The 12,115-nt window shown below is 32.0% G+C and carries 14 protein-coding genes, 1 tRNA gene and 1 pseudogene; 1 reads left to right on the forward strand and 15 read right to left on the reverse strand.

Annotated features, from left to right (window positions below; all coding sequences use genetic code 11):
• From ACOYLT_RS07230 to idi, 13 genes and pseudogenes are all read right to left on the reverse strand, one after another.
• A pseudogene (locus ACOYLT_RS07230) lies at positions 1-312 on the reverse strand (radical SAM protein); the annotation flags it as partial.
• A gap of 220 nt (positions 313-532) precedes the next feature.
• Entirely contained in the window at positions 533-865 is a 333-nt protein-coding gene (locus ACOYLT_RS07235) for a hypothetical protein (protein ID WP_422853194.1), read from the reverse strand.
• Between the two features lie 128 nt (positions 866-993).
• Entirely contained in the window at positions 994-2,868 is a 1,875-nt protein-coding gene (locus ACOYLT_RS07240; RefSeq protein ID WP_422853195.1) for a peptidase M61, read from the reverse strand.
• 126 nt (positions 2,869-2,994) lie between these two features.
• Positions 2,995-3,270 carry a TIGR03643 family protein gene (locus ACOYLT_RS07245; protein ID WP_422853196.1) on the reverse strand — a complete coding sequence of 92 codons (276 nt, stop codon included), beginning with the start codon at positions 3,268-3,270 and terminating at the stop codon, positions 2,995-2,997.
• Between the two features lie 102 nt (positions 3,271-3,372).
• Positions 3,373-4,197, reverse strand: a complete 825-nt coding sequence (locus tag ACOYLT_RS07250; protein ID WP_422853197.1) for a sterol desaturase family protein — start codon at positions 4,195-4,197, stop codon at positions 3,373-3,375.
• A gap of 35 nt (positions 4,198-4,232) precedes the next feature.
• Positions 4,233-4,835: an alpha-ketoglutarate-dependent dioxygenase AlkB family protein gene (locus ACOYLT_RS07255; protein ID WP_422853198.1), complete on the reverse strand. Its 603-nt coding sequence runs from the start codon at positions 4,833-4,835 to the stop codon at positions 4,233-4,235.
• Positions 4,836-4,837: 2 nt separating this feature from the next.
• The gene (locus ACOYLT_RS07260) at positions 4,838-5,749 is read right to left on the reverse strand and encodes an EamA family transporter (RefSeq protein ID WP_422853199.1); all 912 of its coding nucleotides are present in this window, start codon (positions 5,747-5,749) and stop codon (positions 4,838-4,840) included.
• A gap of 105 nt (positions 5,750-5,854) precedes the next feature.
• Positions 5,855-5,928 (reverse strand) — tRNA-Thr (locus tag ACOYLT_RS07265).
• A gap of 78 nt (positions 5,929-6,006) precedes the next feature.
• On the reverse strand, positions 6,007-6,273 hold the full coding sequence (locus ACOYLT_RS07270) for a hypothetical protein (protein ID WP_422853200.1): 267 nt from the start codon (positions 6,271-6,273) through the stop codon (positions 6,007-6,009).
• Between the two features lie 55 nt (positions 6,274-6,328).
• Complete coding sequence (locus tag ACOYLT_RS07275; protein ID WP_422853206.1) at positions 6,329-7,297, reverse strand: type I phosphomannose isomerase catalytic subunit; 969 nt, start codon at positions 7,295-7,297, stop codon at positions 6,329-6,331.
• 14 nt (positions 7,298-7,311) lie between these two features.
• On the reverse strand, positions 7,312-7,761 hold the full coding sequence (locus ACOYLT_RS07280; protein ID WP_422853201.1) for a peroxiredoxin: 450 nt from the start codon (positions 7,759-7,761) through the stop codon (positions 7,312-7,314).
• The gene (locus ACOYLT_RS07285) at positions 7,761-8,171 is read right to left on the reverse strand and encodes a 6-pyruvoyl trahydropterin synthase family protein (protein WP_422853202.1); all 411 of its coding nucleotides are present in this window, start codon (positions 8,169-8,171) and stop codon (positions 7,761-7,763) included. Before ACOYLT_RS07285 ends, ACOYLT_RS07280 begins: the two co-directional genes overlap by 1 nt.
• A gap of 109 nt (positions 8,172-8,280) precedes the next feature.
• On the reverse strand, positions 8,281-8,808 hold the full coding sequence (gene idi, locus ACOYLT_RS07290; protein ID WP_422853203.1) for an isopentenyl-diphosphate Delta-isomerase: 528 nt from the start codon (positions 8,806-8,808) through the stop codon (positions 8,281-8,283).
• A 207-nt stretch (positions 8,809-9,015) separates the two neighbouring features.
• On the opposite strand from idi, the gene ACOYLT_RS07295 reads away from it, so the two are divergent.
• Positions 9,016-10,071 carry a bifunctional methionine sulfoxide reductase B/A protein gene (locus ACOYLT_RS07295; protein WP_422853207.1) on the forward strand — a complete coding sequence of 352 codons (1,056 nt, stop codon included), beginning with the start codon at positions 9,016-9,018 and terminating at the stop codon, positions 10,069-10,071.
• A gap of 35 nt (positions 10,072-10,106) precedes the next feature.
• On the opposite strand, the gene ACOYLT_RS07300 is transcribed toward ACOYLT_RS07295, so the two are convergent.
• Both ACOYLT_RS07300 and ACOYLT_RS07305 read right to left on the reverse strand, forming a co-directional pair.
• The gene (locus tag ACOYLT_RS07300) at positions 10,107-11,687 is read right to left on the reverse strand and encodes an NADP-dependent glyceraldehyde-3-phosphate dehydrogenase (RefSeq protein WP_422853204.1); all 1,581 of its coding nucleotides are present in this window, start codon (positions 11,685-11,687) and stop codon (positions 10,107-10,109) included.
• Between the two features lie 89 nt (positions 11,688-11,776).
• Positions 11,777-11,953, reverse strand: a complete 177-nt coding sequence (locus ACOYLT_RS07305; protein WP_422853205.1) for a hypothetical protein — start codon at positions 11,951-11,953, stop codon at positions 11,777-11,779.
• Positions 11,954-12,115: the final 162 nt, after the last annotated feature.

Here is a 12,115-nt window from a genome sequence, read left to right on the forward strand (position 1 = left end):
AGAGCAAATTTGTCGGGCTAGGGTTTGGTTTTTTCCTTGAAGGAATTGTATAACGGCATCTATGGTGTTGATGTAATCTTGTTTTAGAGAATAAATTCGTTGTAGGTTGGAAGTTGGGAGCTGGAAGCTGGAAGCATTGAAAATAGAATTCAATCCTTCTTTTGAGAATAATTCTAAAATCACTTCTATGCCCAAATCCATTTGGAAGCTGGAAATGTTTTTGGTATTCAAAAACCCTTTCAAATAGGCCGTTGCGGGGTAGGGCGTGTTGAGTTGGGTGAATGGTGGAGTTATAAGAAGAAGGTCTTTCATTTATTTTTTAGGTAACGAACAAATGTAACGGTTTGTCTTAAAACAAAAAAATCCCAAGCTATTAACTTGGGATTTTGGTTTAATCCTCTTTTATGGTAATGATTACTTCTTCATCGAATTTGTATTCCCCTTTTTTGAAGAGTAGTTTAGTTTTTAGTTAAACTTTTTGTATAGTTCACGAGCAAGATGCTCACGCAAGCGTGGGGAATAATGAAAAAAATTAATTTGCTTTCTTCTTTAGTACAAGTAAACTTTTAATATCTTTTGATATACTGTCTGGAAATTTTATAATTTCCATATTGTAATCATTAACATTCTTGATTTTTTTTAAGGTATCTATTGTATGAAATTTATTTTCAAAAAACACATAAACTTTTGATTGATCAGATTTATTATTCAAAATACTACGTACTTGATTATCTGTCGGATTACCTTCTACAGTAAAACTACTTTTTATTTCTTCTTTTTTAATAAAATTATCTGCTTTTACTTGAGCAAACGATAATGAAGATTTAAAAAAAACTAGCAAATAAATGACGTTAATTAATTTCATTATTATATTTTTTAATTATCATATTCTTCATAAAAACAAAAACTTAAATCAACCACAATATTCAATAAAAAAAGTAGTTTAAGTTTTCAGCACCAAATAAACTGAGACAGAAAACTGCAAACTAAAAATTATCCTTTTAACCAAGCCGTGTTTAGTTTTTCTTTGGAAGTATCCGTCATTTTGTACCCTTCTTCTTCTTCTGTGTCTAATTTCACTTCACCTTTGATAGTTTGTTCTACTCCGTCTCTTTTGATTTTTAGAGTGATAGCATCTCCTGATTTCCAGTTTTGACTTTCTATTATCAAATCATAGATGTTATCAAGATTATATGATTTGTTATTGATGGACTCAATAATATCATCACCTTTCAAACCTAGATTCGTCATAAAGCCGTTTAAATCATCACTAGAAATTACCATTATTTCTTTAGTCGTAGGATTTACAGTAATAAAAGGTGTTGACTGATCTTTCAAAAAGGGATTTACGGGTGTTTGAATTTTAGCTTTAGTAACGCCAACTTTCGCAAAGTACACTTCATAAGGAATTGGAGTTTTTCCTGCTACATAGGTATTTAAAAACTCGCCCACTTCTGGATAGGTCAATGATACTATTTTAGCAAAAAGTTCCTCGTCATTAAATGGCTTTATTGGACCATATTCTTTGGATAATTTTTTCATCAAATCTAAAATGCCTCTTTCGCCATTACTTTTTTCGCGAATAATAATATCAATACACATTCCTATCAATGCTCCTTTTTCGTAAACATTTAAGTATTGGTCTTTATAAGGTTCAACCAAAACATTAGCACTCATTTCAGTGAAAGACATCGTGTCATTTAGATTGGATGCATTATTTATTTTGCCTGACATCCTTTGGTAGAACTCATCAGAGTCAATTAATCCCTGATTTACTTGGAATAGATTCGCAAAATATTCAGTAACGCCTTCATACATCCAAAGGTGCTTTGACATTTTTGGGTCGTTGTAATCGAAATATTGAATTTCTTTAGAATGAATGCTTAGTGGAGTTACTGTATGGAAAAATTCGTGAGATACAACATCTTTAATTTGTTCGCCCAAAGCTTCTGTAGGCATCATATCTGGAAAACATACTGTTGTGGAAGTGTGGTGTTCTAATGCTCCAAAACCCTTGGCGTCATTGCCTTGCATATCTGAAAGATATAATAAAACTGTGTATCGTTTGTTGGTATTAATTGAACCTAAAAAAGCTTTTTGTGCGCGCATTGTTTTCTCTAAATCGGGCAACAATGATTTGGCAGTATGCGTTCCAGAAGGAGAATAGACACTAAAAAGAATTTGCATTCCATCCACTATGAAGGTTTCATAGTCAGGTTTTGAATACATTATTGGATTGTCTCCTAATTCAAAATAACGTGAAGTAATAAAATTATCTACTGTATCGCTTTTATCAATATCTATCATAGAGGTAGCACCAAAAAGTGTTGCTGGATGCAAAACAGTGACATTTTGTTGAATATCTTTTTTTCCGTCAAAATAACCTATAAAACAATGCGTATTTAGCATAAAAATTTTCCCTTCCAAAATATTACTTCCTGCTGGTGAGAAAATGTCTTCTTTGCCAAATCCGCTTCCTTTTTCGGTATCATAGGTATCATTAACCCAATAGGTAATTTTTGAAAGTGCTTTTGCATTACTAATTCTCCATGAATTGTCATCAGTTTTTGAGGTCAGAATTTCTTTTCCTGCATTGTCAAAAGCTTTCAAATCATCAATCAGTTTTCCATAATTGTCTGTAGAATAAGTTCCAGGAACTGTTTTTGGAATATGAAAAACTATTTCATTTGAAGTGAATTTTGGCGGAGTAATCGTTACCATTACTTTATCATCTTTCACTTGATTTAAATCTATAGTCACTTTTACTTGCTCTTTTACTACTGAATTAGCGGAAGATTTTTTTTGTGCCGTTGCATTAAATGTGAGGACTGACAGTGCCAAAACGGCGCTTAGAATTAGTTTTTTCATATTCAAATAAATTATTTTTTTAATAAGTCATCAAAAGTAAACATTAGTAACAATTGTTTTTAAACTTTTAGATTTGATTAACAAATTATCATAAAAAAACTCTTGATAAACAAGAGTTTTTTTTAATTAATCAAATTTATTTTTGATGTAGTATTTACTGTCTAAATCATCATCGAAATCATCGATAATTGGTTTTGGTTTTGGTTTACTTCCTGCAGCTTTCTTTTTCCAAAGTTCAAATTTATCTTTGGTAAGACGTTTACGCATTAATTCGGTTACTTCATTTTCTGTAAGCCCAAATTCTTCTTTAATTACTTCAAAAGGCTTTCTTTCCTCTTGAGCCATACTGACAACTCTTTCGATTTGTTCGTTATTAAATTCTGATAATTTACTTTTTTTCATTGCTGTAAAAGTATTTTTTAAATAGATTTCCGTTGATTAATTCTAACCCAATATTAATAAAAAAAATAATTAGTTTTCAAAAGCATATATTTTTTTTTATAATTATGTATTTGGAGAGCGATATTTTTGAAAAGGGATGGCTAATAAATTACCAAGTTTGTTGTTCTGCCCTGGATTCATGTGTGTGTCAACCCCATAAATAAGTTTATCTCTATCTAGAGTTTTGAAGGTTCCAAATAATCTATCCCAAACGGAAAAAATATTACCGTAATTACTATCTGTGTAGGGCAAAACATAATGATGATGCACTTTATGCATATCAGGAGAAACTATAAAATAACTTAGAAAATTATCTACTTTTTTAGGTAAAACAATGTTAGCATGATTGAATTGAGTAGCAACTACTGAAAGTGTTTGGTATAAAAAAACCATCCACATTGGACATCCAACAATTAAAACACCTAGCGTTGTAAAAATAAATCGCAAAACACTTTCCCCAGGATGATGACGATTGGCGGAAGTAGTGTCAATAAATGTGTCCGTATGATGTATCAAATGAAAACGCCAAAGAAATTTTACTTTATGCTCTATAAGATGCACCGTATAAGCACCAATTAAATCTAAAAGTAACAATCCAACAATAGTATAAATCCAAAGATTAAAACCTGATAACCAGTTCAATATGCCAAAGTGATTTTCAGTTGTCCAATTAGCAGTTTTTAGCAAAATTATAGCTAAGAAAAAATTGACTATAATCGTTGTTACAGTAAAAAAAATATTGATACCAGCATGTTGCCATTTGTTATACTTAAATTTAAAAAAGGGCACGGCAGTTTCTATCAACCAAAAAAAAGCAATTCCTCCTGCTAAAATCATAGCTCTATGTGAAGATGGAATACACGAAAAATAATTGATTATTTCGTTCATATTTGTAAATTTATTTCAAATGTAATAATATAGTATTATTTGATACTTCGGAAAGTGAGATTTATTCTTGGCCCAATTATTTTAGAAGTTTTAGGAATTTGATGTTTCCAAAAATGTTGTGTGGTGCCTTTCATCAACAATAAACTCCCGTGTTCTAGATTTATTTTTAGTCTTTGGTCTTTCAAAGTATTATGTTGCAAATGAAAAAATCGCTCTGCTCCAAAACTAACAGAAGCAATAACTGGATTGCTACCTAATTCCTTTTCATTATCAGCATGCCAGCCATTGCTGTCTTTTCCGTCGCGATACTGATTTAGTAAAACTGTGGTGAAAATTTCATCACAAACCGATTCAATTTCGTTTTTGATAAATAGCAATAATGGATTCCATGGTTTGGGGTGCATGACAATATTTGAATAAGCGTAAGGTTTTCCTTCATTCCCAAAAAGTGCTGTCAATCTTGGTTGAGGATAAGTTTTTCCGAAAACAGTTATATCATCTTGTTGCCATGGAATTTCGTTTTGTAATTTTTCAAATAATTCATTGGAGCGATTATTAGGAAAGAAATTAGAATAGTAGGTTATATCTGCATCAGGAAGATCAAAGTTTATTTTATCTGTAGGAAAAAGAGAATTCAAAATTAATGCTTCTTAAAATTAATATTCATAATTACAATAGCTAAAATAATCAACATTATTCCAATCCATTGGGATAAAATTACATTTTCGTTTAGAATAAAAAAAGCCATTGTAACAGAAACAGGTAATTCGAGAGAGGAAACTATGCTGCCCAAACCAATTCCAGTTAATGGAAAACCAGCATTTAATAACATGGGTGGAATGACTGTTCCGAAGAGCGCAATTAGTATTCCCCATTTAAAGAAAATATCATAATTAAATGGTGTATGCTGAGTAAATATTGCAAAAATAAACACAATAACTCCACCACCTAAAAGCATATATAAGCTTCGTTGAGCAGGAGATATTGATGTAGCTACTTTATTTGCAGCAAACATTGTCGTTGTGAAGGAAACTGCCGCTAATAGGCCTAAAACAACTCCTTTAAAATTAAGTGCTATCTTGTTATAAAAAAGATTGGTTGCCAATGCTGTTCCCAATAGAACAATAACTACTGAAACTATTTTAATTTTTGAAGGAACTTTTTTATCTAAGAACATTTCTAATAAAACTCCCATCCAAACTGTTTGCATCAACAAAACAATTCCAATCGATACTGGAATGTATTTTACGGCCAAATAATAAAAAATACTTGTTAACCCTGTTGAAGTTCCAACTAGCATTAACTTTTTAATATCTATTGAAGAGGCTTTTATGCTAGTATTTATTTTTTTATTTTTTTGAAATAGAGTAATAAGTAGTATCAAAAAAATTCCAATTATAAATTGAGCCGTAATCACTTCTGCTGTCGTATAATGAAGTCCTTGGGAGCTAGTATCGGCATAAGCCAATTTTACAAAAGTAGCTAACATTCCATAGCTTGTAGCTCCTAGTCCAACAAGAAAAACTCCTTTTAATGCTTTATTTCCAAACATAATTTTCTTTTTTAAAAAGCGAATAAAGATATAGAATAGAAACTGTTTATAGAGAAGTAATTTAAAACAAAAAACCATCACTGTAAAGTAATGGTTTTATTATTGAGCCGGCGGAGGGACTCGAACCCACGACCTGCTGATTACAAATCAGCTGCTCTAGCCAACTGAGCTACGCTGGCGTCTCAATGTGTATGCAAATATAAAAGTCAAATTTAATTCACCAAAATATTTTTACATTTTTTTATTGTTTTTTCTAATTACAAAGCATTGATTTTTTCAACCAATTGATTTGCAGTTTGTTCTAATTCAACATTGATTTGTTTGAAGTGTGCTTTTTTATTTTCTACATTTTTAGCATTCACTTTTGTAATTAAACCATCAAAAGACGCAATTGCTTCATCAATAATAGCATTTGTTTTATCAGAAGGTTTTCCTGAAGAAGTCATTTCATAAATGTATACTGCTTCAATAATATCTCCTAAAACAAAATTGATGTCTTTTTTTAAATTTTTAACACTTCCCATTTTTTTGTAAATTTTAAATTTGGCGCAAAATTACATTATTTCTTTAGATTACAAACTACGAAATATAAATTTCTAGTATGGAAGCTTGTCCATTGAATTGAAAATCAGTCAATGAAGCAGGGATTAAAAGGGTGTCGCCTTTACAATATTGAAAAGTTTCTTTATTAATTGTCATTTCAAAACTTCCATCAACACACATATAAACAGTAAAAGAGTTTTGGCTTTTATTCACTTTTACTTCTCCATTCAAAGGAATTATATTAGTGGTGAAAAAGCGACAATCAACTAATGAATTAGAAACATTTTCTTTTTTTAAATAGTCTTTTTGGGCTTCAACGGTTTCATAATTTATGGCTTCTAAAGCTAAATCAATATGCAAATCGCGCAAATTTCCATTAGCATCCACTCTATCAAAGTCATACAGACGATAAGTAATATCCGAATTTTGTTGAATTTCTGCAATCAGAGTTCCAGCACCAATAGCATGAACAGTTCCAGTTTCCAAAAAGTAAACCTCGCCTTGTTTTACTGTTTTGGTATCTAAAATAGTGAGTAATGTTTTATTCTTTAGGTTTTGAACATATTCCTCTGCTGAAGATTTTTTTTTGAAACCTAAAATCAATCGGGCATTTTCATCAGCTTGCATGACATACCACATTTCTGTTTTTCCAAACGAATTGTGACGCTCTTTTGCTAGTTTATCATTAGGATGTACCTGAATAGACAAATCGTCACGAGCATCAAGGTATTTGAAAAGTAATGGAAATTGTTTTCCGAATTTTGCGTAAACAGTAGTTCCTAAAATAGCTTCGGGAAATTCATTAATCAAATCGTTTAGTGATTTTCCTTTATAAACTCCATTGGAAACAACACTAACATCATTTTCAACGGTTGAAATTTCCCAACTTTCCCCAGTACTATTGGACATTATAGGTTTGTTGAGATAATTTTTTAATTTGGTTCCACCCCAAATCCTTTCCTTCAAAATGGGTTCAAATTGTAACGGATATAATTTCATCGACAAGATTTTAAACAAACTTACATTCTTTTCAGAATTTCGAGTGCTTTTTGAATGTGAATTTTTGCTGATATGTTATCAAAAATTAATTGAACAACTCCGTTTTTATCAATAACATAAGTGGCTCTTCCTGGAAGCAAACCCAAAAAATCATTGGGAACGCCAAATTGTGTTCTAATCTTTTTATCAAAATCAGAAAGCAATATAAACGGAAGTTTGTAACGAGAAGCAAATTTTTGGTGGGATTGCAAACTATCGCTACTAATTCCTATTACCTCAGCACCTAATGCTTTAAAATCTTCATATTGGTCACGAAAGGCACAGGCTTGAATGGTGCAACCTGGTGTATCATCTTTAGGATAAAAGTAAATAACTAACGGTTTACCAATATAATCTCTAATCTCAAAAGATTTTCCTTCACCATCTATGGAGGTAAAAAAAGGAATCTTATCACCTACTTGTAAAGCCATTATGCTCCTTTATAAGTTACAAAATTTCGAGGTGTTTCATATAACACTATCTCTAAATCTTTATTTGTATCAATATATTTTCTAAGTTTCTGCCAAATAACCACTGCTATGTTCTCGGCAGTAGGATTTAAATCAGCAAAATCGGAAACATCTAGGTTTAGATTTTTATGGTCGAAAGCATTTTCAACATGTTCTTTGATTAAATCGGCTAAAATTTTTACATCCATTACAAAACCTGTTTCTTGGTCAATTTCTCCAGTAACAGAAACGATGAGTTCATAATTATGACCATGAAAATTGGGGTTATTGCACTTGCCAAAAATGGCATCATTTTTTTCTACAGACCAATCTTTGCGATACAATCGATGTGCCGCGTTGAAATGGGCTTTTCTTGATACTGTAACTTTCATAGTGATTTTATATTGTTGATTTTATGATTATTGATTTATGATTGTTGATTAACGGATTAAGATTGTTGATTTTTACCTTTCTGAAATCTCAATTCAAAAATCAGCATTCTTAAATCTTATGTTCTTCTAAGAAATGATAAAATTTATCGAAAATAATTTTAAACCAAACCGTATAGATGTCAGGATTTATAAACATGTCTGTTTTCACATCTTCGATTTTCATCCATTTCCAGCTTGCTACTTCATCAGGATTGATGATAGGTTCATCATCATAATAACCAATCATAACATGGTCCAATTCATGTTCCGTCAAACCATTATCAAATGGTGCTTTGTAGATAAAATGAAACAATTCTTTAAGTTCTGTTTTGAATCCCATTTCTTCAAATAATCTTCGTTTTCCTGCTTGTATATTAGTTTCTGCTTCACGCTGATGACTGCAACAAGTATTGGTCCAAAGTAATGGTGAATGGTATTTATGATGAGCACGCTGTTGTAGCATAATTTCATTATTTTTATTTAACACAAAAACCGAAAAAGCACGGTGCAAAATTGCTTTTTTATGTGCTTCTAATTTATTCATTAACCCGATAGGTTCATCTTGTTCATTCACCAAGATTACTTTTTCTTCCACCATAATTTTAAATAATCTTTCAAAAATACGAAAAAAAATAAGGCTTAATAATTACAAACCTCGAACAACCGTTAAACTTTCCTTAAATCATAACAATTTGCAATCTAACTGACATTTTGAGTGGTAATTGTAATGTAAATTTGTACTTGATTTAAATCAATTACTATGAAAAAATACTTTTTTAACTTCATACTTTTGACACCACTATTCATGTTGAATGCTTGTGGGCAAATTAACAGCAACCAAAACTCAATAAAAAAAACTACTACTATGGAAAACGTGATTTCAAAACCCGAAAATCCTTATTATTCAAATACAGACAATACAAAGTTAAATGTATCAGATACTGAATGGAAAAAAGTTCTATCAGCCGATTTGTATGCTGTAGCCCGAGAAGCAGATACCGAAAGAGCATTCACTGGAAAAATGTGGCAATCTGAAACCAAAGGCACCTATTATTGTGCTGCTTGTGGATTGAAACTTTTCAAATCAGAACAAAAATTTGTGAGTAGTTGTGGTTGGCCAAGTTTTTTTGAACAAGAAAACAAAAATAGCGTCGTTTTCAAAGATGATAATTCTTATGGTATGAAACGTACCGAAGCACTTTGTGGAAGATGCAACAGCCATTTGGGGCATCTTTTTGACGATGGCCCTGAGCCAACCGGAAAACGCTATTGCATGAATGCCATTTCATTAGATTTTGTTCCAGATGGAGTTACCTCAACTACAGGAAATTTGGAAACTATTGTACTTGGTGGTGGATGTTTTTGGTGTGTGGAAGCCGTTTACGAAAACCTGGAGGGTGTAAAAAGTGTCTATTCTGGTTATGCAGGCGGAACAGTTGAAAATCCTAGTTATGAAGAAGTTTGCACAGGCAGAACAGGTGCTGCAGAAGTCGTTGAAATTACGTATGACAAATCCAAAACAAACTTAGACGAGATATTCCAAGTGTTTTTTACTGTTCACGACCCAACAACACTAAACCGTCAAGGCGCAGATGCCGGAACGCAATACCGTTCTGCCATTTTTTATAAAAATGAAAATGAGAAGAAAGTAGCTGAGAGTTTAATTGCAGCGTTAAATGAAAAAGTTTTTTCTAACAAAATTGTAACCACACTCGAAGCATTGCAGAAATTCTATAAAGCGGAATCCTATCATCAAGGGTATTATCAAAATAATAAAAACCAACCCTATTGCCAAATGGTTATTCAACCGAAGCTTGAAAAATTCGAAAAAGTTTTTAAAGATAGATTGAAAAAGAAATAATAATAAAAATGCCCCGAAAAATCGGGGCATTTTTATTATAGTATATAATCTGTATTAATAAAATTCGATTCTTTACTGTTCAATAACGCTTGCAATATTTCATTGTTATAAGCATTGTCTTTAGAGGCTACAAAAGTTCGAATAGAGAAAGAACGTAACGCATCATGAATACTCAAAGTTCCTACGGCGGAGTCTTTTCTTCCGGTAAACGGATACACATCTGGTCCGCGCTGGCATGAACTATTCAAATTTACACGACAAACCAAGTTCACCAATGTATCTATTAGTGGCGCAATGGTTTTAATATCTCGACCAAACAAACTCACTTGTTGTCCATAGTTTGACTCAGCCATATCATTCAAAGGTTCTTGTATGTCTTTGAACGTCAATATAGGAATTACTGGACCAAATTGTTCTTCATGGTACACTCGCATTTCTTTATTTATAGGAAACAAAACGGCTGGGAAAATATAATTTTCGGAGCGCTCGCCACCTTTGGTATTAATAACTTTTGCGCCTTTGGTAGTAGCATCATCTATTAATTCTTGAATGTAATTTGGTTTTTCGACTTCGGGTAATGGAGTCAAGGACACGCCTTTCTCCCATGGATTTCCAAAAGGTAACGCATCTACTTTCTCCACAAATCTTCGGTTGAATTCTTCTGCAATTGACTCGTGAACATATAGAATTTTCAACGCCGTGCAACGCTGTCCATTAAAAGAAAGTGTTCCCATTACACATTCCTGAATAGCCAAATCCAAATCGGCATCAGGAAGAATAATCGCAGGATTTTTTGCTTCCAATCCTAAAATCAAACGCAAACGATTTTTATTGGGATGCTGGTCTTGCAGAGCAATAGCAGACTTACTATTGCCAATCAAAGCCAAAATATCTATTTTTCCAGATTTCATTATTGGTGATGCCACATCTCTACCTCTACCATATACAATATTAATAACACCTTTGGGAAAACTACTTCTGAACGCTTCAAGTAGCGGAGAAATCAATAGTACTCCGTGTTTAGCAGGTTTAAAAATCACAGTATTACCCATAATAATGGCAGGAATTAATAACGAAAAAGTTTCATTCAACGGATAATTATAAGGGCCAAGACACAATACAACACCTAACGGACCTCGACGTACCATAGCATTTACACCTTGACTTTTGGAAAAACGAGCAGATCTTCTATCCAATTGTTTGTAATCTTCTATGGTGTCGTAAATATATTCGACCGTTCTGTCAAATTCTTTCTCTGAGTCTCCAAGTGATTTTCCTATTTCCCACATCAAATATTTGACTACTTCGCTACGAGTGGTTTTCATTTGAGTGACAAATTGCTCCATGCATCTAATTCGTTCACTCACTTTCATTGTTGGCCATGTTCCTTGTCCTTTATCATAAGCATCAACAGCAGATTTGATAACTTCATCGGCAGCAGCTTCGCCCATTGTTGGTATGGTGCCAAGTAATGTTGGAGCATAAATCTCAGTCGAGGATATTGTGGAAAAAACTTCGGAGGTTTCGCCTGTCCATTTTTTTAGTTCGCCATTAACGAGATAAGTATTTTGATGTAATACATTTGTAATTTGGAATTCTTCTGGTATAAAATTCATCTTGAAGTTTTTACGTTAAAAGTTTTTATTAAATATTGATTTTAATTGGTAGTGAAATAAATTATTAAAATTAAAAATCTGCTTAGATATTATTCAGAAACTAAACTTTCTAAATAAGCAAGAAAACGAGAAATTATTCCCCTTTTATTAGCTAAATAATCCTTGTTGATAGCATTATTTTCAAAAGCCCTGAATGTCGAAACAAAAAAAGCAATGAAACAAAAAACTACAACTGAGGTGAAAATTAAAATGTCTAAATTTTTCATTTATTTTTTGAGTTTGAGATTAAAGAAAATTAATAACCCAACAATTGTAGGTGGCCACAGACCTATAAAAATTGCTTTTTTGAAGTTATTCTCAACTAAATAAATGTATTCAGATATAAAAATTAAACATACCACAATAACTAAAATAAAGAGTTCAGATTT

Origin of the sequence: Flavobacterium sp. (assembly GCF_049318185.1) — a bacterium.
Lineage (GTDB): Bacteria > Bacteroidota > Bacteroidia > Flavobacteriales > Flavobacteriaceae > Flavobacterium.